Below are 21,076 nucleotides of genomic sequence, written 5' to 3'. Positions count from 1 at the left end.
GGGGCCGGAGGCAGTCAGGAATCGCGCATGCTCGATCGGACGCAGCGCGGATGCGCGCTCCTTCTCGTGCTCCTCCTCAGCAGCTTCGCTTAGCTCCTCCGCATCCGCGCGATCTCCGCGAAGAGGGCGGCGACGCCTTCGTCGATTCGATCGTCCGCGATCTGCGAGATGCTGAGCTGCAGCAGCGGGCGCTTGGGAAACGAAGGCAGAAAGCAGGCGTCGGCGTCCCGCAGCTCGATTTTCTTTTTGGCGAGGCGGTCGATCAGCGTCTTGGTCCTTAGCGTAGGCGGAAGCTCGATGTGCGTATGCATGCCGGCCTCCAGCCGAAGGTGCCGTACGTCCTGCGTGCCGTTGCACGCGTCGAGCGCCCGGACCAGCCGAAGCATGCGAAGGCGGTACGTATCCGAGATTTTCCGTTTGCGCCGCGCGAACATGCCGCTCTGGATATAGATCTCGAGCGCCGCTTGCGACAGCATGGAGCTGTCGATATCGGTGAAGCGTTTGTACCGGCTGAAGACGTCTTGCAGGCCCGGAGGCAGTACCGCGACGCCGACCCGAAGACCGGGGAACAAAATTTTCGAATAACTCTTCAAATAGACCACATGCGACGCGCCGTAAGCGTGAATCGGATCCGCCTTCGGATCGGTCTCGAGGTCGGCGAGGAAGTCGTCCTCCACGACGATGACGTCGTATCGCTTGGCCAGAGCGGCGATCGCTTTTTTCGTCTCGGTCCCGTAGGAAGCGCCGAGCGGATTTTGAAACCGCGGGATCGTATAGAAAAACTTGATGTCGCCGTCGCGGAACAGCGTCTCCAGCTCGTCCAGGTCGATGCCCCGCTCCGTTCTCGCGATCCCTTGGACGGGGACGCCGAAGAGCGCGAGCATATCCAGCAAAATCGTGTACGTCGGCTGCTCCGCCAGCACCGTCCGCCTGCCCGAAGGAAACGGCATATGCGTGAGAATCGACAGCGCCTGCTGCACGCCGGAAGTTACGGTGATCCGCTCCGGCTGGGCGAAAACCTGGTAGGCGGCCAGATGCTTGCTCAGCACCTGGAGCAGGGAAGGAAGGCCCTGCGGCGTGCCGTAGGTGAACAGATGATTGCGGTACCGGTCGATCGCCTTGTTGATGCAATGCTGGAAGTCCAGGTAGGGGAACACCTCGGGATCCGGCGCGACGGACGCGAAGTTCCATCCCGCGTTCGCCGAAGCGGAAGTCTCCTCCTGCTTTTGCGCGACCGCGTAGTAGCCGCTTTGGGGACGGAATACAGTCTGTGCCGTTTTTCCAGCTCGGCATAGGCGCGAAGAACGGTGCTTTTGCTGCAGGCGTAGGCGTCGGACGCTTCGCGGACGGACGGCAGCTTTTGTCCGCCGCGGAGGGTTCCGTCTTCGATTTTACGCTCGATATCGTGGATCAGCTCTTCATACCGCATCATGCTTGGGTCACTCCTTCGGCTGCGATCTGTACCGGTACAGATCGAAAATGTATCGATAGCGGCATCGCGGCCGGTGCTTTATGCTGAAAGCATGAAGCCGGCCGGCTCCGCAATCGAGCAATAGGAGGAAGTGGCATGACCGACTTGCCCGCAACCGTCAAAAGCACCGCCGCCATCTACGCGTTGGCTATAGTATACGCGATCGTCATCGGATTTTCCTTTATGTTCACGAAGCTTGCCTTGCGTCACGCCGATCCGTTCGACATGCTCGCCTACCGCTTCGCCCTGTCGTTCGCGGCGCTCGCGATCCCGGTCCGGGCCGGCTGGATTCGTATGCCGCGCAGGCAGGAGGGCCGGCCTCGCTTGCCGCTGCTGCTCGTCAGCTTGGTGTATCCGACCGCCTTCTTCGGCTTCCAGTCGGTCGGACTTGACGCGGCGACGACCTCTGGCGCCGGCATCTTCTCGGCCACCTCGCCGATCTTCGCGCTGCTGCTCGGCGCGCTGCTGCTGAAGGAGCGGGCGAGCAAGCTGCAGCTGCTGTCCGTCCTCGTGTCCGCCTTCGGCCTCGTCTTCATGACGGGCATCTCGGCGGACGCGCTGCGGGGGACGAGCGCCGTCGGGGGAGGCTTGATCCTGCTGTCGGCGGTCGCGCTCGCGCTGTACGGCGTGCTGGCGCGCGGCCTGCGCACCTCGTACTCCGCCGTCGAGCTGAGCTACGCCATGATGCGAACGGGCTGCTTGTTTTTCGTCGGGCTCGCGCTCGTGCGCCACTTGACGCAAGGCACGATGTCCGCGCTGCTCGCGCCGGCGTCCGAGCCGGGTTTCTGGCTGCCGCTGCTCTACATCGCGATCATGTCCTCGCTCGTCTCGTCGTGGCTGTCCAACTTCGCGCTCTCCCGCATCGAAGCCTTCAAGGTCAGCCTGTTCGTCAACCTGGGCAACCTCGTCTCCATCTCGTCCGGCGTCCTCATTATGGGCGACGACTGGAGCGGCGCACAGACGATCGGCACGATCTGCATGCTGGCGGGCGTGATCGGCGCGAACTATTGCGGGGGAAAACGCAAGACGGCCGAAAACGCCGAGCCGAGCGCAGATGTGGGGGAGGAGATCTTGGGTGGAAATAAGAGCGCCGATTCGAGCGTGGAACCGTCGCCGGAGGTCTCGAGCGGGAACAAACGCGTCGTCTCGGGGACGTAATCGCCGCTGGAAGTCTCGGATAGAAACAACGCCGCCCTCGCCAGCTCCGAATCGTCGCCGGAAGTCTCGAGCGGGAACAAACGCGTCCTCTCGGGCGCGTAATCGCCGCCGGAAGTGTCGGATAGAAACAACGCCGTCCTCGCCAGCTCCGAATCGTCGCTCGAAGTCCTGGATAGGAACAAACGCGTCGTCTCGGGCGCGTAATCGCCGCTGGAAGTCTCGGATAGAAACAACGCCGTCCTCGCCAGCTCCGAATCGTCGCTGGAAGTCCTGGATAGGAACAAACGCGTCCTCTCGGGCGCGTAATCGCCGCCGGAAGTCTCGGATAGAAACAACGCCGCCCTCGCCAGCTCCGAATCGTCGCTGGAAGTCCTGGATAGAAACAAACGCGTCCTCTCGGACGCGTAAACGCCGCCGGAAGTCTCGGATAGAAACTACGCCGTCCTCGCCAGCATCGAATCGTCGCCGGAGGTCTCGAGCGGGAACAAACGCGTCCTCTCGGGCGCGTAATCGCCGCCGGAAGCCTCAGATAGAAACAATTCCGTCCTCGCCAGCTCCGAATCGTCGCTGGAAGTCCTGGATAGGAACAAAAACGTCCTCTCGGGCGCGTAATCGCCGCCGGAAGTCTCGGATAGAAACAACGCCGCCCTCGCCAGCTCCGAATCGTCGCTGGAAGTCTCGAGCGGGAACAAACGCGTCCTCTCGGGCGCGTAAACGTCGCTGGAAGTCTCGGATAGAAACAACGCCGCCCTCGCCAGCTCCGAATCGTCGCTGGAAGTCTCGAGCGGGAACAAACGCGTCCTCTCGGGCGCGTAATCGCCGCCGGAAGTCTCGGATAGAAACAACGCCGTCCTCGCCAGCTCCGAATCGTCGCTGGAAGTCCTGGATAGAAACAAACGCGTCGTCTCGGGCGCATAATCGCCGCCGGAAGTCTCGGATAGAAACAACGACGTCCTCGCCAGCTCCGAATCGTCGCTGGAAGTCCTGGATAGGAACAAACCCGCCTTCCGCGGCCGGCTCGCGAACGGCTTGATCTTGCACGCCGCGGCTAGTTTTATGGCAGTTTTATCGCGGCATACAGTCCCGGCCACTCTAACGATTCGAGATAACCTTATTTTCGGAGGTCGATCGCTCATGAAAATCGCAGTTGCAGGCGCCACGGGCGCTATCGGAAAATCGCTGATCCCCTTGCTCGTCGCAGCCGGACACGAGGTGACGGGCTTCACCCGGCACGCGGCGAGCGCGGCGCGGCTGGAGGCACAGGACGCGAAGGCGGCCGTGCTCGACATCTTCGATCGCGAGGCCGTGTTCGCGGCGATTCGGGAAGCGGAGCCGGAGACGGTCATCCACCAGCTCACCTCGCTCGGCGAGCGCGACTTCGCGTCGAATACGCGAATCCGGACGACCGGCACCCGGCATCTGGTCGACGCCGCGCTGGCCGCGGGCGTACGCCGGATGATCGCGCAGAGCATTTCTTGGGCATACGCGCCTGGGGAAGGCACGGCCACCGAGGAGGAGCCGCTCGACCTGGACGCGCCGGCGCCGCGCAGCGGCACGATCCAAGGCGTGCGCGCCTTGGAGACGGCGGCCTCGGAGATGCCGGAAGCCGTCATCCTGCGTTACGGGCTTTTCTATGGCCCGGGAACATGGTACGCCAAGGATGGCTACATGGCTGACGAAGTTCGCCGCGGCGCGCTGCCTGCGACGGATGGCGTAGCTTCGTTCGTCCACGTCGAAGACGCGGCTAGCGCCGCGCTGCTCGCGTTGGGCTGGCCGTCCGGGGCGGTGAACGTCGTCGACGACCGTCCGGCGCCCGGCGGCGAGTGGCTGCCGCATTATGCCGCGCTGCTGGGCGCTCCGGCTCCGGAGCGGCAGCCCGGCGCCGCCCGCGGCGAGCGGGGCGCGGCCAACGCCAAGGCGAAGCGGCTCGGCTGGCAGCCGCGGTTCGCCGATTGGCGCGACGGATTTGCCGCGACGCTTGGCTGAATTCCCCATATGGCTGAATTCCCCGTATGGCTGAATTCCCCATATATTGAATCCCCCATATATTGAATTCCCCATATATTGAATCCCCCCCGTTGCCCCGCGCGTATATCCTTAAGATGCAAGGCGCGAAGCAATCACATAAATAAAGGACGGGATGCGGATCATGTCTTTCTTCGGACGGGTATTGGCGAGCGTGGGGGTCGGAGCGGCGAAGCTGGATACGGTGCTGGAAAAGTCCGCATACGCGCAAGGGGAGGGAGTTCGCGGCGCCGTACGCTTGCAGGGCGGCAACCTGGAGCAGCGAATCGACGGGATCGAGGTGTCCGTCATGACGACGTATACGCGCGAGATCAACGACAAGCCGATTCAACAGACGGCGGTCGTCGCCCGATATCGCGTCGCCGACGCGCTGACGGTGCAGCCGCAGGAGAGAAGGGAGCTTCCCTTCTCCTTTATCCTCCCTGCGGGCGTGCCGATCTCGATCGGGAGCGGCCAAGTATGGATCAAGACCGTCGCGGACATCCGGTCCGCGGTCGATCCGACCGACGAGGACAGCATTCACGTCATCCCGGGCGCGGGCCGCAAGGCCGTGCTCGAAGCCGTCGAGCGGATCGGGTTCCGCCTCCGCAAGGCCGAGACCGTCTATGCGCCGCGTCTTGGAGGCGCGGTCGCCTTCGTTCAGGAGTTCGAGTGGATCCCGTCGAGCGGACGGTACCGGGGCCTTCTTGACGAGCTGGAGCTGACCTTCGTCGGATCGCCGATCGGCGAGGTTCGCTTGCTCCTGCAGATCGACCGGAGATCAAGCGGCTTGGCGGGCTTTTTCGCCGAAGCGACGGATACCGACGAGAGCTTCGTGCGGGTGACGCTTACGCAGCGCGATCTGGACGGCGGCGTCTCCCATATTGCGGACGTGCTTCAAGGCATCATCGACCAATACGCGCATTGACGCGAGCGATTTATGCAGCAAGAGCCGGGCGGGCGAACCGCCCTTTTTTTGCATAGGCTCGTATGGTTAGTTGTCGGAAAGCAGCTCATTATGTTCTGGCGACGCACAACGATCCGAAGGCAGCTCGCAGTTTCGCAAGAAATAACGGCCATTTAACAACTATCGGTCGCCGATTGGAAATCCGTCGCCTCTCTTCGCGCCTAAGCTAGCGAATCGCACACCGCCAACCGCCCCGCCCGCCGTCGAACCGCCACCACGCTGACCTGCCGCGCCAATCGCCCAAATCTACTCCATGTCATACGCCATAACTGCATTCCACGCGGGTCTCCCGCACAAGCCGGGTCCTCCAGACCGCCGCCGGCATAAGCGCCCACGTCGCCGTTGCGCCAGTTCGTTCCTTATAAAATTCCCCTCTTGCACCTTACGTTGCGTCACGTCTTATAGTAAAGTTACGGGCATAGAGACGGCAGGACGGGGAGGCGGAAAAATGGCCAAGCATCGCGGAGGCTCGGAGGACGACGAAGCGGGCGCGGCGGGCGTCCGTTGGAAAGTGGGAGACATCGCCGCGCTGACGGGACTCACGATTCGGACGCTGCGCTACTACGACCAGATCGGCTTGTTTCCCCCCCTCCGGCCAGACCGACTCGGGGCACAGGCTGTACGATGAATCCGACCTGTCCCGCCTGCATCAGATTCTGGCGCTCAAGGAGCTGGGCCTGCCGCTCACGGAGATCCAGTCCGTCCTGGAGCGGGACGCGCCCGACCTGTCCGAGATCATCGCCGCGCAGATCGGCCGCTTGCGGGAGAAGATCCGCGTCCAGCAGAAGCTGCTGAGCGAGCTGGAGCAGGCGTCGGCCGCGGTGCGGATGCAAGCGCCGCTTGGGGTGGAGGCGTTCACGAAGCTGCTCGGCATGATGAAGCAGAGCCATGAGAAGTATTTTTGGGAGCGGCGGACGCACGCCGAGCGAGCGCTCGACCGATTGGGCGATTGGCTGGCGGACGAGCCGGAAGACCAAGATCAGGGAGGATGAACGAAATGGAACAACGATCGGCGCATCACGCCACTTTTACGGTGGAAAGAACGTACCCCGCGACGCCGGAGCGCGTCTACAAAGCCTGGTCCGACGCCGAGGCGAAGGCGCGCTGGTTTACCCCCGCGGAGACCTTCGACTTCCGCGTCGGCGGCCGGGAGTACAGCCGCGGCGGACCGCCTGACGGTCCCGTATTCACGTTCGACGCCTGTTACCAGGATATCGTGCCGAACGCGCGTATCGTCTATTCGTACGTCTTGGACATGGACGACAAGCGGATCTCGGCTTCGGTGACGACGGTCGAGCTGCATCAGGCAGAGGGCGGCACGAGGTTAGTCTTTACCGAGCAGGGCGTTTTTCTCGACGGCCTCGATACGCCAGAGCAGCGCGAGCATGGCACGAACGTGCTGCTGAACATGCTCGGCGACGCCCTGCGGAGCGAATCCGAGGCGTCTTGAGGCCTTATCCTGAACGACGAGAGCCGGACAGTCGCCTCATCAGGCGGCCGTCCGGCTCTTCGCCTTGCCAAGATATTAACGAGCACGCGAATCGCTGCTGACGTCGTTGAAAAATTTGATCGCATACAGCGCGCAGATGCCGACGATCGTATACACGATGCGGGAAGCGACTTCTTCCTGACCCCCCGAACAATTCGGCGACGAGATCGTACTTGAACAGACCGACCAACAGCCAGTTAATGCCTCCGATGATCAGAATGGCGAGCGCGATAGCGTTTAGCGTTTTCATCCCGAATCCACTCCTTCAGCCGAATTTTGGCGGTTCATCGAGAAAATACCCCTGTGCGGCGAATTCTATTCATAAGTTACGCAACCCTGCCGATTCTTATGTTATTTTCCCACAAGAATTTGAGGCGTGCGTTCGAGAATAACGCTGCGCCATGGGTGAATCCGCCCAAATAACGCCGTCAAGGGAACTCGTTCAACGCGCTGCCGGATCAGGGTCGATCGTGCGAATGGAGCCGTCCGCTTCGTAGTGCAGCTCGGCCATCTTCACGCAGCGCTTGTTGTCCGCGCCGCCGGACAGCGAGCTGTCGTGGTAGAATAAATACCATTTGTCCCGGTAGCGGACGATCGAATGGTGCGTAGTCCAGCCGATGACGGGCGTCAGGATCGTGCCTTTGAACGTGAACGGGCCGTACGGGTCCTCCCCGACCGCGTAAACGATCTTGTGCGTCGTCCCGGTCGAGTAGGAAAGGTAGTACCGGCCTTCGTGCTTGTGAACCCAAGGTCCCTCGAAATACCTGCGGTCCTCGTCCCCGGCGCGGATCGGCTCTCCGTCCTCGTCGACGATGCGGATCTCGCGCGGGGTCTCCTTGAATCCGAGCATGTCGCCTTCCAGCTCCGCGATCCGCGGCCCTAGCGCGGGCTCGCCGCCCGAAGGACCCTCGGCATCCGGATCGAATGCGCCGGTCTGCCATTTCTCCAGCTGCCCGCCCCACAGCCCGCCGAAGTAGACATAAGCCTTGCCGTCGTCGTCGACGAAGACCGCCGGATCGATGCTGTAGCTGCCGGGGATATAGCTCGGCTCCGCGCGGAACGGCCCTTGCGGCGATATGCCCGTCGCGACGCCGATGCGGAAGACGTCGTCGTGGTCCCGCGCCGGGAAGAACAGATAGTACGTGCCGTCCTTATAGGCCGCGTCCGGCGCCCAAAGCTGTTTTTTCGCCCAGGGAATATCGTTCAGGTGCAGCGCCTCTCCGTGGTCGAGCGCCTGCGTCAGATCCTCGTTCAGCGAGAGGACGTGATAGTCCTCCATGTCGTACTGATCGCCGTTGTCGTTCGACGTCATCTCGTGGTCAAGATCGTGCGAGGGATACAGGTAGAGCTTGCCATCGAATACGTGAGCGGAAGGATCCGCCGTGTAAATATGGGTCACGAGCGGCGCGCCGCCCCGCGAATTTGTCGTCATTCCGACCCCTCCTTTGTAAGCGCTATCCAGTCGATTTCCCCTCATCTTAGCAAATAACGATTCTCGCCGATACCTCACGATGATTAGGTTTTATACCTATAATCTTTAGGTTTTGGGCGCGCGCGCAGAACGGTTGGCTGATAAATCGGTCTTTGTGATACAGTAGACGGGATTGGATTCATGCGAAAACAGGCGGGCGATTCGATTGGTCAAATGGAGCGAGATGAACACGCTGCGAAACCAGATTTTCGCCGCTTTTACGTTAACGATGATCGTCGTGCTCACTTTTGCGGGCATTTATATTTACGGCCAGGTATCCAACCTGCTGCGCAACAGCGCGGAGAAGCATATCCAGCAGACGGCGGTGCAGGCGAACGGGCGGCTCGACGCGCTGCTCGAGCAGATCGACTCGCTGACGACCCAGGTGGCGACCAACGATTATGTGCAAAAGCTGCTGCTCCAGGAAGCGGACGGCGTCCGCTCCGCATTCGCCCAGCGCCAGTCGCTGCTGCAGATCGCGAGCACCTATACGGCCTATTCGGCGGGCATTCGCTCGATGGAGCTCTACACCGGGGACTACCGGCGCTTGTTCCCGCTCGACCAGACCAGCCTGAACGCGCGGGTCTCGCAGGAGATGATCCGGCAGACCGACCGGGTAAAGGGACGGCTCGTCTGGTTCGGACTCGACCCGTCGCAGCCGGACACCGTGCTGGCCATGCGCCGCATCAGCCTGATCGACCGGGGCTACGCGGCGGGCGGTTATCTGGCGGTTCGGCTCAGCCGCGACTACTTCGAGATGAACGAGCAGGCGGCGGGCGATGGGGAGGCCCGCGGCGACGACGAGTACATGCTGCTCGCGGATGCGCAAGGCGCCCCGATCACTTCGGACCTTGCGGCCGAGGAGGCCAAGATAGTGCTCGCGCAGACCGGGTCCACCGTCTCCGTCGGCGGCGAGGAGCTGCTGTCCGTGCGGCAGCGGTCCCGCACGACCGGCTGGACGCTCGTGCTGCTCACGCCGGTCCGCGCTTCGACCGAAGGGATCTCGGTGCTCCGCACCGCGATTCTCGTATCGATCGGCATCGGCGCGGCGGCGTTTTTGCTGCTGACCCTGCTGTTGTCCACGCTCATCACGCGACCCATCCTGAAGCTGATGCGCACGATGCGGGGCGCGCGGCTCGGCGGGCTCAAGCAGAACCTGTCGCCGTCGCCGCCGATCGCGTCCCTGGAGATCCGGGAGCTGAACAACACCTACAACCAGATGGTGACGCACATGAACGAGCTGATCCAGGTCGTGTACGAGAAGGAGATCACCCAGAGCCGCACCGAGCTCAAAGCGCTGCAGGCGCAGATCAATCCGCACTTCCTGTTCAACACGCTGGAAGCATTCTACTGGTCGCTCGAGGACAAGGGGGGATGAGGAGCTGGCCGGCATCGTCGTCGCCATGTCCGGCTTGTTCCGCTACGTCATCGGCGGCGCCGGCGGAGACGACGAGTGGGTGACCGTCCGCGACGAGCTGGATCACGCGCAGCGGTATTTGCAGATCATGAAGATGCGCCTGATCGACCGGCTGAACTGGCGGATCGCCGCGGACGAGGGGCTCATGCACGTGCCGATCCCGAAGCTCATCATCCAGCCGCTCGTGGAAAACGCGATCCTGCACGGCGTGGAGAGCCGCATCGGCCCCGGATCGGTCACGATCCAAGTGTCATCGGACAAGCCGGGCATCGCGACGATCTCCGTCATCGACGACGGTCTCGGGATGGACGAGGAGACGCTGGCCAAGCTCCTGCACAAAATCGAAGGCGGGAGCGGGCAGCTCTCCTCCAAAAAGGGAGCGGGGGTGGCCATGTCCAACGTGCAGCGGCGCCTCAAGCTGTATTATGCGGACGCGGCGGGAGACCGCAGCGGCTTGCGCATCGAGAGCAAGGTCGGCGCGGGCACGATCGTCCGCTTTGATATCACCATTCCTCCGGGGGGAGTCGAACCGTTGTGAAAACGTTATTGATCGTCGACGACGAGCCGCGAACGCGGCTCGGCATCCAGAAGACGCTCGTTGCCTGGGCGGCGGGCAAATACCGGATCGAATGCGCCGCGAGCGGCGTCGAAGCGCTCGAGTGGCTGAAGACGAATCCGGTCCAAATCCTCATCACGGACGTGCGGATGCCGGAAGTCGACGGCCTGCAGATGCTGGAGGCGCTCGCGAAGCGCGGGCCGCTCCCCGTCGTGATCGTCATCTCCGGCTATGCGGAATTCGAGTATGCGAAAAAGTCGCTGCAGCTCGGCGCATTCGACTATATCCTCAAGCCGCTTGACAAGGCGGCGCTAATCGACACGGTGCAGCGCGCCTTCGAACGCGACAGCGGCAAAGACCGCCTCGACGCGATGGAGAAGCTCGTCGATCCGAAGCTGCTCGAGGTGGGCCGCGACGAAGCGCGGTACGGCACCGCCATTAAGGACGCGATCGCCTTTATTTACGGCCATCTCCATGAAGCCATCACGATGAAGCAGGTCGCGGAGCAGCTTCACCTGAACGCGAGCTACTTCAGTGTACTGTTCAAGGAGCAGACGGGCGTGACGTTCAGCGATTACCTGACTCGGATCCGGCTGCAGAAGGCGAAGGAGCTACTCGTCGCGACCCGGCTGCCGGTCTGGGAGATCGCGGAGAAGGTCGGCTACCAGACGGTCAAGTATTTCATCAAGGTGTTCAAAGACAACGAAGGGATGAGTCCCAGGCAGTACAGGCAGCAAGCCGCGGACGAAAATCCGTCGATCCAATAAAAGTGGAACTTCTCCCAATCGCAGTTAACTGTTGCGCTTACATTTCCGGTTTTATACTGTGTATGCGATTACAAAGTGACTGTGTCGTAAAAAGGGAGGCTAAAAAATGAAACGCGCATTATCCGCAAGCACCGCCATTGTCCTCTTGTCTTCCGTCTTGGCCGCATGCGGCTCGGACGCCTCCAACAATGCAGGCGCCAGCCAATCGGCCAGTCCGAGCGCAGGCGCTAGCGCTTCGAGCAGCGCCGCGCCTTCGGACAGCGCCACGCCGAAGGAAAAGGTGACGATCAACCTCTGGAGCTTCACCGACGAGATTCCGAACATGACGAAAAAGTACATGGAAACCCACCCCGACGCGAACGTCGAGTTCAAGACGACCGTCATCGCGACGACGGACGGCGCTTACCAACCGGCGCTCGACCAGGCGCTCGCCGGCGGCGGCAAGGACGCCCCTGACCTTTACGCGGCCGAATCGGCCTTCGTCCTCAAGTATACGCAAGGCGACGCCTCCGACTACGCCGTGAACTACGCGGACCTGGGGCTTGGCGACGACATGGTGAAGGATGCCGGCATCGCCCAATATTCGGTCGACATCGGCAGCAAGGACGGCGCGCTGAAGGGCCTCGCCTATCAAGCGACCGGCGGCGCCTTCATTTACCGTCGCTCGATCGCCAAAGACGTGTTCGGCACGGACGATCCGGCGACGATCAAGACCGCGGTCGGCCCGGGCTGGGACAAGTTCTTCGACGCGGCCGCCAAGCTGAAGGCCAAAGGCTACGGCATCGTATCCGGCGACGGCGACATCTGGCATCCGATCGAGAACAGCTCCGACAAAGGCTGGATCGTGGATGGCAAGCTGCATATCGATCCGAAGCGCGAGCAGTTCCTCGATTTCTCCAAGAAGCTCAAGGACAACGGCTATTCGAACGATACGAAGGACTGGACGGAAGCCTGGTACGCCGACATGTCCGGCACCGGCAAGCAGCCGATCTTCGGTTTCTTCGGCCCCGCCTGGCTCATCAACTACGTCATGAACGGCCAGGTCAAGGACACGAACGGCGACTGGGCCGTGACCGAACCGCCGACCGGCTTCTTCTGGGGCGGCACCTGGTTGCTCGCGAACAAGGACGTCGTCAAGGACGACGCCAAAAAAGCGGCGGTCGCCGACTTCGTCAAGTGGGTGACGCTGGATACATCCGATACCGGACTCCAATCCTATTGGGCGAACGGCACGATGAAGACGGGCGAGCAAGGCACGAAGGACAGCGTCGCGTCGAGCGTCGTGATGTCCAAGTCTAACGGCGAAGTCGCGCTCCTCGGCGGGCAGAACATGTTCGACGTGTTCGTACCGGCCAACGCCAACGCGACGGGCAAGAACCTGACCCAATACGACGAGTCGATCAACCTCATCTGGCGCGATCAGGTTCGCGAATACGCGAACGGCACGAAGAGCCGGGACAAGACGATCGCGGACTTCAAGCAAAAGGTTAAGGACCAGCTCGGCATCGAAAGCGAATAACGTACGGCACTTTAGCGCCGAAGGGGCGGGTCGACGGCCCGCCCCTCTATATGAATAAACGAGGTGGTAGCCATGCGCCGCAAGAGCGTCAGCTATTCGAGATTCGGCTACATGTTCAGTTTGCCTTTTATACTCGCGTTCCTTGTCTTTTCGTTCTACCCGGTATTATATACGGCGGTCATCGGCTTCACCGATATGAAGGGCGTCATCCCGAAGCCGGTCCATATCTTGGATAATCCCTTCGGCAACTTTACGGATCTCATTATGCACAACACGTCGTTTCGCATCTCGCTCGCCAATACCGCGCTGATCTGGGCGCTCAACTTCATTCCGCAGATCGGACTCGCGCTGCTGCTTACGGCCTGGTTCACCAACCAGCGCCTCAAGGTGCGGGGTCAAGGCGCGTTCAAAGTGCTGCTCTATATGCCGAATATTATCACGGCGAGCACGATCGCCGTGCTTTTTAACTCTTTGTTTTCCTACCCGATGGGGCCGATCAACAGTCTGTTCGAGAGCTTGGGCTGGATCGACGCGCCGGTCAACTTCCTGCAGGACAAGACGACCGCGCGGGGCATCGTCGCCTTTATCCAATTTTGGATGTGGTACGGCAACACGATGATCATCCTGATCGCGGGCGTCATGGGCATCAATCCCGCGCTGTTCGAAGCGGCTTCCATCGACGGCGCGAACGGCTGGCAGACGTTCATGCGGATCACGCTCCCGAGTCTCAAGACGATCATGCTCTACACGCTGATCACGTCGATGATCGGGGGCCTGCAGCTGTTCGACATCCCGCAGTTGTTCCTGTTCGGCGGTCCCGACGACGCGACGCTCACGACGTCCGTATTTATCTACGGGCAAGCGTTCAAGGGCAGCTACATGTTCAACAAAGCGGCGGCGGCCAGCATGATCATGTTCGCGATCGCGGCCATTCTGTCGGGTCTCTTGTTCTACCTCATGCGCGACCGCGACGCTTCGCGGATCAAGAAAGCGCAAAAAAAGAATGAAAAAGGCTGCGCAAGCGGCGGCAAGGGGGGCTGTGATTCATGGCAAACATCCGGATGGAATCCAGAGCCTCCCTTCACGTTAACCGGACGATCGTCTACATCGTATGCATCGTCCTGGCGCTGCTTAGCATCCTGCCGTTCTGGATCATGTTCGTGAACGCCACGCGCTCGACGGCCGAGATTCAGAGCGGGCTCTCGCTGCTGCCATCCTCGCATATGAAGACGAATCTGGACGTGCTGCTGAGCAAAAGCTTCGATCCGCTCAAGGGCTTCCTCAACTCGATCATCATTTCGAGCTTCTCGACCATTTGCGCGGTGTACTTCTCGTCTCTGACCGCGTACGCGCTGGTCGCTTACAACTGGAAGCTTCGCCAGGCGTTCTTTACGTTTATCCTGCTCGTCATGATGATCCCGGCGCAGGCGAGCGCCATCGGCTTCTATAAGTTCATGTACCAGCTGCATTGGACGAACAGCCTTCTGCCGCTGATTCTGCCTGCCATCGCGGCGCCTGCCATCGTGTTTTTCATGCGGCAGTACCTGCTGTCCATGCTCTCGATCGAAATGGTGGAAGCGGCGCGCATCGACGGAGCGGGGGAACTCTTCACCTTTAACCGAATCGTGCTGCCGATCATGGTGCCGGCCATCGCCACCCAGGCGATCTTCGCCTTCGTCGCCAGCTGGAACAACCTATTCATGCCGCTCATCCTGCTCACGCAGAAGGACAAATACACGCTGCCGATTATGGTCAGCCTGCTTAAAGGGGATATTTATAAGACGGAGTTCGGTTCCATCTACATGGGGCTCGCCCTTACGGCTCTGCCGCTCTTCGTGATATACTTCCTGCTGTCCAGGTATATCATCGCTGGCGTCGCGCTTGGCGGCGTTAAAGAGTAAAAAAGGACAACAACCTCGATCCGTCCGGCACGCGCCTGGCGGATCGTCATGCTGCATGGGAGGCATAGAACGTGCGCATAAAAATTCGGGCGGTATCGGCGTTGGCGGCCTGCTTGGCCCTAGTGACGACCGGATGCGGGCAGGGAGCGGGCGATCGTCTCGCCGCGGACCCGGGCTCCGCCGAGCCGGTGACGATCAAGATGATGCATCTGTGGCCGGAAGCCGGCGCGCTCGGCCAGCACCGGATCGTGAACAAGATCATCGAGGAATATCAGGCGGAGCACCCGAACGTGGTCATCAAGCAGGAAGTGCTCGACAACGAGCAGTACAAAGCGAAGCTTCGGGTGCTCTCCGCCGTCAACGAGTTGCCGGACGTCGGCTTGACGTGGGCGGCGGGCGCGCTGCAGCCTTTCGTGGAGGGCGGGCTGTTCACGCCGCTCGACGATCTGCTGCAAGGCGAGCTGAAGGACTCGTTCGTGGCGGGCACGACGGAGGCTTACGCCGTGGACGGCAAGACGTACGCGCTGCCGCTCGAATTCAATATCGCGCCGATCTACTATAATAAGGCGCTGTTCCGCGAATTCCATCTGGACGTCCCCAAGACGTACGACGAGCTCCGCGGCGTCATCGGGACGCTCGCCGCGGGCGGCGTCGCGCCGATCGCGCTGGGCAACCAGGACCGCTGGACCGGGTCGATGTGGTACATGTACATGGCCGACCGCATCGCGGGCGCACAGAAGCTGACGGACGCCATCGCCGGCAAGCGCTCCTTCGCCGATCCCGGACTCGTCCAAGCAGCCCGGAACGTGCAGGGCCTGGTGGACGAAGGTGCGTTCCCTCCGGATTTTAACGGCTTGTCCAACGACGAGGCCAAGGCGATGTTCCTGAACGGCAAAGCCGCCATGTACATGGTGGGCGCTTGGGAGCTGCCGAACTTTACGACGAACCAGGACATTCCCCAGCGCTTCCGCGACGACGTCGGCTTCTTCAAGTTTCCGACGGTCGAGGGAGGCAAAGGCGATATCGACGGCTGGGTCGGCGGCCCCGGCGTCGGCCTCTTCGTCGCCGAGGACTCGGAGGTAAAGGCGGAGGCCAAGTCGTTCGTCGAGTACTTCGTCAAGCGCTGGGGCGAGCGGTCCGTCACCGACGCTGGCGTCATACCGGCGACCAAGGTCGATACGGCAGCCGTCAAGCTGCCGCAGCTGTATATCGACCTGCTCAACGAGATGAACAAAGCGACGAGCGTCACGCTGTTCGCCGACGTTCAGATGAAGCCGGGCGCCGCCGAGACGCATCTGAACCAGATTCAGGCGCTGTTCGGCAAAGCCGTGACGCCGGAAGCGTTCGCGGCCGCGCACGACAAGATGATTAAGACGGGGCAGTGAGATGGTCTGAGGCGAGGTGTGGCGGTTTGAGGTGAGGTGAAGCAAGCTTGGGCGGGAGGCGTCTCTTGATGTGCCAGATAGTTGTCAAAAAGCATCTAATTTTACGCCTATCAGGCCACTTGCCCGGATAGCTGTCAAAAGGCAGTTAATTTCTCGCATATGACCGCATATCGACTTCACCCGGATGACGTAAAGTAGTTTGTGTACCAGGTTTTGGAGCCTAGCCAGGCAACAAAAAAGTAGGGTATCCTCGGGACTGCGACATCACCAAGGAGGAACCCTACTCGATGACTACTATACCCGAAAACCTGCTGTCTGATCTATTTGAAAATGTTGTCACTCAGTTTGTAAAAGCCAATCTGGAATCCATCATGAAGGCGGAGATTAAGCACTTCATGGAGGACGAGCAGGAAGGCCAGCGCAATAGCCGCAACGGCTACTACAAACGCAGCCTTCACACGAAGTACGGACACATTGAAGATCTTGAAGTGCCACGGGATCGCAATGGCCAGTTTCAGACGCATGTGTTCGAGCCATACCAGCGCCGCGACGGATGGCTGGAAGAAGCCGTGATCCAGATGTACAAAGGCGGTATGGGGACCCGAGACGTGGCGCGCTTTATCGAGGGCATGTTCGGCAGCCACTATTCGCCTACAACCGTCAGCAACATTACGGCAACCGTGCTTGAAGACATTCAGGCCTGGCAGCAGCGTCCGCTGCAAAAGCGTTACGCCGTCATCTACTTGGACGGCCTCTATGTGAAGCTCAAACGCAGCACCGTGAGCGGCGAAGTCATTTACTTTGCCATGGGCGTCGACGAGGACGGACGCCGTCAGATCCTCGGCTTTTACGTCGGTGGCCAGGAGAGCTCAAACGGCTGGCGCGAGGTACTTAAGGATCTGTACAACCGCGGCGCCACCGAGGTGCTGCTCGGCGTTTTTGACGGCTTGTCGGGGCTCGAGGAAGCCTTCCGCGAGACCTATCCGAAGGCCGACGTGCAGCACTGCGTCGTGCACAAGGTTCGAGCCACTTTCCCCAAGATCCGCGTCCAGCACCGAGCGGATGTGATTGCTGATCTCAAGACCATCTACACGGCTGCGGACTACGATGTGGCGCTCGCTGCCTTCGACACCGTAACCGCCAAATGGGGAAAGCTGTACCCCAAAGAAATGAAAGCGTGGAAGGAGCAGTTGCCGACGCTGCTTACGTTCTACAAATATCCGTCCTTAATCAAGGACGCCATCTACACCTCCAATCCAATCGAGCGGATGAACAAAGAAATCCGAAAACGTCTTAAACCGATGAACAGTTTGACCAACATGGACGCTGCCGAAAAGATTGTTTATCTCGAAGCCGCAGACTACAACGAACGCTTCGAGAACCGCGTCATCCGTGGCTTTGGCGATTCTGTTGTAAAGAAAAAACTCGCTGAGATGTTTGAGGAACGGTACCCTGCTGATGCAAAGGCAATGGCGGAATAGAACTCCCGCGCCTTCGCTTGGGCTACGCTCCCCATCTTCACAACATCTGGTTGCCCATAACGATGAGATACCTTACTTACACAAACTTCTTGACGCTACCTTCACCCGCCGAAATAACTGCTTTTTAACACTTATCGCTCCTCAATTTCAGGAAATCGGCGAAAATAGTTGCCTTGTGGCAGCCAATTCGCGGCGTCCGCCCACTTTAACGACAAAATCGCCCTCCCGGCCACGGCCGCAGGAGGGCGATTCCTATTTCACGCACACTTCTTACTTGATCCCGAACCGCACGAACGAATCCACGATCTGGCGGCGCAGCAGCAGGTAGATGAGGAGGATCGGCAGGCAGGAAACGGTCGTGGCCGCCATCAGCGAGCCCCACATGTTGGAGTCGGAGTTGACGAACAGCTTGAGTCCGATCTGCAGCGGCGCGTTCTCCATCTTCTTGGTGATGAGCATCGGCCAGAGGTATTCGTTCCACCCGTTGATGAACAGGATGATGCCGAGCGAGGCGACCGAGGACTTGATGTTCGGCAGGATGAGCCGCGTCAGGATGCCGAAGTCGCTCTGTCCGTCGATGCATGCCGCCTCGATGAGCACTTGGGGAAACGACTGGAAGCTCTGGTACAGCGACAGGATGGCGAAGGTGGACACGGCGAACGGCAGTACGATGCCCATGAGCGTTTCGTTCATGCCCATGTCGTTGACGAGCACGTAGTTGGGGATCATGATCGACTGGAAAGGGATGAGCCACGTCAGGCTCAGCAGCGTAAAGATGAGCGTCTGTCCGCGGAAGCGCCAGCGGACGAGCGCGTACGCCGCGAGCAGGCCGGTGGACAGCTGCAGCGCGGTCATCAGGATCGAGACGCCGAACGAGTTGAACATCATGCGGAAAATCGGCATCTGCTCGAACGCGTAGCTGTAGTTGCTCAGGATCGGACTGGGCGGCAGGAAGTCGGACTTGAAGATGTCCGATTCGTTTTTGAACGACGAATTCAGCATCCAGTACAGCGGGAACATCGCGATCGCGCACATGAGCGACAGCAGGCCATGCTGCAGGATCGAGACCGCCGGCGGTTTTCTTTTCATGGTCGGCTCCTCCCGTCTTAGTTATCGTAAAAGGAAAATCGGCGCGACAGCGAATTAAGCAGCAGCGAGATGACGCCGAAGACGACGAAGAACAGGAGCGACGCCGCCGAGCTGAAGCCCGCGTTGAGATTGGAGAAAGCGAACTTGTACATCTCGTAGTAGACGTTGGTCGACGTGCCGTACGGACCGCCGGTCGTCAGGATGTCGATGTACGCGAACGTCCATTGGCTGGAGAACAGGATGCTCATCGTCAGCATGAAAATAATCATCGGCGACATGAGCGGCACGGTGATGTTCCAGAACTGGCGCATGCTGCCGGCGCCGTCCTGCGAAGCGGCTTCGTAGTACTCGCTGTTGATCCCGGTCAGCGCCGCGGAGAACATGATCGTGCTGAAGCCGATCATCTTCCAACCCGTGATGAGCAGGATGATCCACTTGGCGAAGGACGGATCCGAGAAGTACGCGATCGGCGTCTCGATCAGGCCGAGCTTCATCAGCGCGGTGTTCACGAGACCGCCGGACGGGTGGAACAGCCAGCGCCAGATCGCGCTCACGGACACCGGCGCCAGGATCATCGGGATGAAGAAGAGCGCGCGGTATACGTTTTTCATGCGGCCTTCCATGTGATGGGTGACCGCGGCCAGCGCGAGCGGGATGACGATGGAGAACGGCAGCAGCAGCGCCGTATAGAACACGGTATTGCCGATCGAGTCGGCGAAGCTCTTGTTCGCCAGCAGCCGCGAGAAGTTGTCGAAGCCGACGTACAGCGGCTCGGTGCCGGGGACCATGCTCCATTTGTGAAAAGCCAGATAAAACGTGTACAGCAGCGGCCTGTACATAAAAATGCCGAGCAGGACCAGCGCAGGCAGCAGGTACAGCCAGGGCTTCAGCATGCGAAGCGCCCTGGACCGGGTCCGAGGCCGGTCCAAGGCTACGGGCGGCTTCCCCGCAAGGGGGGGGCGCGTAGGCGTTTTCGATCGCTTGGCTCATGACGGCTCCTTTCCTTTCGTTACTGGATCATCTGGTTGATGTCGTCCTGGGCCTTCTGCAGCGTCGCCTTGACGTCGCCGTCCTTGGTCATGACGGACTTGACGATGGCGTCCGTGAACGCGGTGGCCGCTTCGGTGGCGTATTCGCCCGGCCAGATGGCGACCGGCTGGATATGGGACAGCTGCTCGAGGTTGATCCGGTAGAGCGGGTTCTGCTCGACGAAGTCCTTCAGGCCGTTGGGATCGTCCGCAAGCGCGGTGCGCAGCGGAAGGTAGCCGATCTGCGAGGTGATGATCGTATAGCCGCGGTCGCCGGTCACGAAGCGGATGAACTCCCAGATCGCCGCGCTCTTCTCAGGGGTGTCCGAGCGGATCGCGAGCACGCTGCCTGAGTTGACCGGGACGGCCGGCTTGTCGCCGAACTGCGGCATGCCTGCGCCGTACACCTTCCAGCCGCCGGCTTCGGACGCCTTCTTGATGCCGCTGTAGAGCGAAGTCGAGGAGGCGTACATGCCGAGATTGCCGGCCATGAATTGCTCCACCAGCTCCGTCTCCGTGCCGGGAGCGGACGCGCCGTTCTGGTAAAGGTCCTTCCACGTCTCGATCGCTTCGACGCTCTCGGGGCTCGCGAATTCCGCCGACTTGCGGTCCTTCGACAGCACGGTGCCGCCGTTGCTCAGGATGAGACCTTCGGTGATCCAGCCGTTGGTCGGCGTCAGGCCGAAGCCGTCCTTGCCTGTGGCGGCCTTGATCTTGAGGGAGGCTTCCTTGATCTCGGCCCATGTCTTCGGCGGCTTCGCCGGATCGAGTCCGGCCGCTTCGAACAGCTTGCCGTTGATGAAGACGATCGGCGTGCTGAACGTAAAGGCGAGGCCGTACATCTTGCCGTCGATCTTGCCGAGCTCAAGCGCGTTGGGCGAGATGCCCTGCAGATGCGCGTCCAGCTCCGCCTTCGGGAAGACGTCCTCGTAGGCTTTGAAGCCAAGGCTCAGGCGGGAGGCGTCGAGCGTGCCGAACGGATGCTGCACGATGTCGACTTCTTTGCCCGCGGAGATGTCCGCCTTGTACTGCTGCATCGTCGTGTCCGCGACGCCTTCGACGACGACGCCCTTTTCCTTGCCGACCGTGTCGTTGAATTCCTTGATCAGCTGCTCCATGCCCGGCTTCATCGTCGGGTAGGCGAGGCTGTACGAGTAGAACGTGACCTTGGTCGGATTCGCGGGATCGAGCTTGGCGAGCTCCGTCTGGCTTGGCGCCGCGGTAGCGGCAGCCGCGTCGGCTTCGCTTTCCGCGGCGGAGCCGCAAGCGGACAAGCTGGCTGCGGATGCGATGGCGAGTACCAGGGCGGTGCCTTTCATGAACGGTTTCATAAAATCAGGAGTCCCCCTTTTCAATAATGGATGCCTGTTCCG

Annotated in this window: 17 protein-coding genes and 3 pseudogenes; 13 read left to right on the top strand and 7 right to left on the bottom strand. The window is 60.9% G+C overall.

What is annotated here, in order from left to right; translation table 11 throughout:
• Window positions 1-89 precede the first annotated feature (89 nt).
• Window positions 90-1,432: pseudogene (locus tag OMP38_RS31500) on the bottom strand (aminotransferase-like domain-containing protein).
• A 135-nt stretch (window positions 1,433-1,567) separates the two neighbouring features.
• Here OMP38_RS31500 and OMP38_RS31495 point away from each other — a divergent pair.
• Complete coding sequence (locus tag OMP38_RS31495; RefSeq protein ID WP_277568577.1) at window positions 1,568-2,629, top strand: DMT family transporter; 1,062 nt, start codon at window positions 1,568-1,570, stop codon at window positions 2,627-2,629.
• A gap of 434 nt (window positions 2,630-3,063) precedes the next feature.
• Here the strand turns inward: OMP38_RS31495 and OMP38_RS31490 are convergent, their stop codons facing one another.
• Window positions 3,064-3,627, bottom strand: coding sequence for a hypothetical protein (locus OMP38_RS31490; RefSeq protein ID WP_277568576.1), 564 nt, complete (start codon window positions 3,625-3,627; stop codon window positions 3,064-3,066).
• A gap of 136 nt (window positions 3,628-3,763) precedes the next feature.
• Between OMP38_RS31490 and OMP38_RS31485 the strand changes: the two genes are divergently transcribed.
• From OMP38_RS31485 to OMP38_RS31470, 4 genes and pseudogenes are all read left to right on the top strand, one after another.
• Window positions 3,764-4,615 (top strand): NAD-dependent epimerase/dehydratase family protein, encoded by an 852-nt coding sequence (locus OMP38_RS31485; protein ID WP_277568575.1) that lies wholly within the window; start codon window positions 3,764-3,766, stop codon window positions 4,613-4,615.
• Between the two features lie 163 nt (window positions 4,616-4,778).
• Window positions 4,779-5,561, top strand: coding sequence for a sporulation protein (locus OMP38_RS31480; RefSeq protein WP_277568574.1), 783 nt, complete (start codon window positions 4,779-4,781; stop codon window positions 5,559-5,561).
• A 487-nt stretch (window positions 5,562-6,048) separates the two neighbouring features.
• Window positions 6,049-6,592, top strand: a pseudogene (locus tag OMP38_RS36725) (MerR family transcriptional regulator).
• A 5-nt stretch (window positions 6,593-6,597) separates the two neighbouring features.
• A complete protein-coding gene (locus tag OMP38_RS31470) occupies window positions 6,598-7,050 on the top strand; it encodes an SRPBCC family protein (RefSeq protein ID WP_277568573.1) in 453 nt (150 codons plus the stop codon).
• Between the two features lie 75 nt (window positions 7,051-7,125).
• Here OMP38_RS31470 and OMP38_RS31465 read toward each other — a convergent pair.
• Both OMP38_RS31465 and OMP38_RS31460 read right to left on the bottom strand, forming a co-directional pair.
• Window positions 7,126-7,339: pseudogene (locus OMP38_RS31465) on the bottom strand (DUF378 domain-containing protein).
• A gap of 192 nt (window positions 7,340-7,531) precedes the next feature.
• Window positions 7,532-8,521 (bottom strand): glycoside hydrolase family 43 protein, encoded by a 990-nt coding sequence (locus OMP38_RS31460; protein ID WP_277568572.1) that lies wholly within the window; start codon window positions 8,519-8,521, stop codon window positions 7,532-7,534.
• A gap of 205 nt (window positions 8,522-8,726) precedes the next feature.
• On the opposite strand from OMP38_RS31460, the gene OMP38_RS31455 reads away from it, so the two are divergent.
• The 8 genes from OMP38_RS31455 to OMP38_RS31425 all read left to right on the top strand — a co-directional run bounded on the left by OMP38_RS31455 (window position 8,727) and on the right by OMP38_RS31425 (window position 17,586).
• The gene (locus OMP38_RS31455; protein WP_338130711.1) at window positions 8,727-9,938 is read left to right on the top strand and encodes a cache domain-containing sensor histidine kinase; all 1,212 of its coding nucleotides are present in this window, start codon (window positions 8,727-8,729) and stop codon (window positions 9,936-9,938) included.
• A gap of 25 nt (window positions 9,939-9,963) precedes the next feature.
• A complete protein-coding gene (locus OMP38_RS35290) occupies window positions 9,964-10,515 on the top strand; it encodes a sensor histidine kinase (RefSeq protein ID WP_338130710.1) in 552 nt (183 codons plus the stop codon).
• Complete coding sequence (locus tag OMP38_RS31450) at window positions 10,512-11,300, top strand: response regulator transcription factor (protein WP_277568571.1); 789 nt, start codon at window positions 10,512-10,514, stop codon at window positions 11,298-11,300. Before OMP38_RS35290 ends, OMP38_RS31450 begins: the two co-directional genes overlap by 4 nt.
• 106 nt (window positions 11,301-11,406) lie before the next feature.
• Window positions 11,407-12,819 carry an ABC transporter substrate-binding protein gene (locus OMP38_RS31445; protein ID WP_277568570.1) on the top strand — a complete coding sequence of 471 codons (1,413 nt, stop codon included), beginning with the start codon at window positions 11,407-11,409 and terminating at the stop codon, window positions 12,817-12,819.
• 72 nt (window positions 12,820-12,891) lie between these two features.
• Window positions 12,892-13,983: a carbohydrate ABC transporter permease gene (locus OMP38_RS31440; protein ID WP_277568569.1), complete on the top strand. Its 1,092-nt coding sequence runs from the start codon at window positions 12,892-12,894 to the stop codon at window positions 13,981-13,983.
• A complete protein-coding gene (locus OMP38_RS31435; protein ID WP_277568568.1) occupies window positions 13,866-14,720 on the top strand; it encodes a carbohydrate ABC transporter permease in 855 nt (284 codons plus the stop codon). The genes OMP38_RS31440 and OMP38_RS31435 overlap by 118 nt, the downstream gene beginning before the upstream one ends.
• Before the next feature lie 71 nt (window positions 14,721-14,791).
• Window positions 14,792-16,105 (top strand): extracellular solute-binding protein, encoded by a 1,314-nt coding sequence (locus OMP38_RS31430; protein ID WP_277568567.1) that lies wholly within the window; start codon window positions 14,792-14,794, stop codon window positions 16,103-16,105.
• A gap of 287 nt (window positions 16,106-16,392) precedes the next feature.
• On the top strand, window positions 16,393-17,586 hold the full coding sequence (locus OMP38_RS31425; RefSeq protein WP_277566063.1) for an IS256 family transposase: 1,194 nt from the start codon (window positions 16,393-16,395) through the stop codon (window positions 17,584-17,586).
• A 270-nt stretch (window positions 17,587-17,856) separates the two neighbouring features.
• Here OMP38_RS31425 and OMP38_RS31420 read toward each other — a convergent pair whose 3' ends face one another.
• The 3 genes from OMP38_RS31420 to OMP38_RS31410 all read right to left on the bottom strand — a co-directional run bounded on the left by OMP38_RS31420 (window position 17,857) and on the right by OMP38_RS31410 (window position 21,034).
• A complete protein-coding gene (locus OMP38_RS31420; RefSeq protein WP_277568566.1) occupies window positions 17,857-18,675 on the bottom strand; it encodes a carbohydrate ABC transporter permease in 819 nt (272 codons plus the stop codon).
• A gap of 17 nt (window positions 18,676-18,692) precedes the next feature.
• Window positions 18,693-19,568 carry a carbohydrate ABC transporter permease gene (locus OMP38_RS31415; protein WP_277568565.1) on the bottom strand — a complete coding sequence of 292 codons (876 nt, stop codon included), beginning with the start codon at window positions 19,566-19,568 and terminating at the stop codon, window positions 18,693-18,695.
• Window positions 19,569-19,684: 116 nt separating this feature from the next.
• The gene (locus OMP38_RS31410) at window positions 19,685-21,034 is read right to left on the bottom strand and encodes an ABC transporter substrate-binding protein (protein ID WP_277568564.1); all 1,350 of its coding nucleotides are present in this window, start codon (window positions 21,032-21,034) and stop codon (window positions 19,685-19,687) included.
• Window positions 21,035-21,076: the final 42 nt, after the last annotated feature.

The sequence above is a fragment of the Cohnella ginsengisoli genome, assembly GCF_029525555.1.
Classification (GTDB): domain Bacteria; phylum Bacillota; class Bacilli; order Paenibacillales; family Paenibacillaceae; genus Cohnella; species Cohnella ginsengisoli.
This window is presented reverse-complemented; position numbering and strand designations above follow the sequence as displayed.

Coding starts and splice junctions, on each gene's coding strand:
- OMP38_RS31410 (WP_277568564.1), bottom strand. CDS start 21,034: ATGAAACCGTTCATGAAAGGCACCGCCCTGGTACTCGCCATCGCATCC.
- OMP38_RS31470 (WP_277568573.1), top strand. CDS start 6,598: ATGGAACAACGATCGGCGCATCACGCCACTTTTACGGTGGAAAGAACG.
- OMP38_RS31435 (WP_277568568.1), top strand. CDS start 13,866: ATGGCAAACATCCGGATGGAATCCAGAGCCTCCCTTCACGTTAACCGG.
- OMP38_RS31485 (WP_277568575.1), top strand. CDS start 3,764: ATGAAAATCGCAGTTGCAGGCGCCACGGGCGCTATCGGAAAATCGCTG.
- OMP38_RS31480 (WP_277568574.1), top strand. CDS start 4,779: ATGTCTTTCTTCGGACGGGTATTGGCGAGCGTGGGGGTCGGAGCGGCG.
- OMP38_RS31420 (WP_277568566.1), bottom strand. CDS start 18,675: ATGAAAAGAAAACCGCCGGCGGTCTCGATCCTGCAGCATGGCCTGCTG.
- OMP38_RS31440 (WP_277568569.1), top strand. CDS start 12,892: ATGCGCCGCAAGAGCGTCAGCTATTCGAGATTCGGCTACATGTTCAGT.
- OMP38_RS31425 (WP_277566063.1), top strand. CDS start 16,393: ATGACTACTATACCCGAAAACCTGCTGTCTGATCTATTTGAAAATGTT.
- OMP38_RS31495 (WP_277568577.1), top strand. CDS start 1,568: ATGACCGACTTGCCCGCAACCGTCAAAAGCACCGCCGCCATCTACGCG.
- OMP38_RS35290 (WP_338130710.1), top strand. CDS start 9,964: ATGTCCGGCTTGTTCCGCTACGTCATCGGCGGCGCCGGCGGAGACGAC.
- OMP38_RS31445 (WP_277568570.1), top strand. CDS start 11,407: ATGAAACGCGCATTATCCGCAAGCACCGCCATTGTCCTCTTGTCTTCC.
- OMP38_RS31460 (WP_277568572.1), bottom strand. CDS start 8,521: ATGACGACAAATTCGCGGGGCGGCGCGCCGCTCGTGACCCATATTTAC.
- OMP38_RS31415 (WP_277568565.1), bottom strand. CDS start 19,568: ATGCTGAAGCCCTGGCTGTACCTGCTGCCTGCGCTGGTCCTGCTCGGC.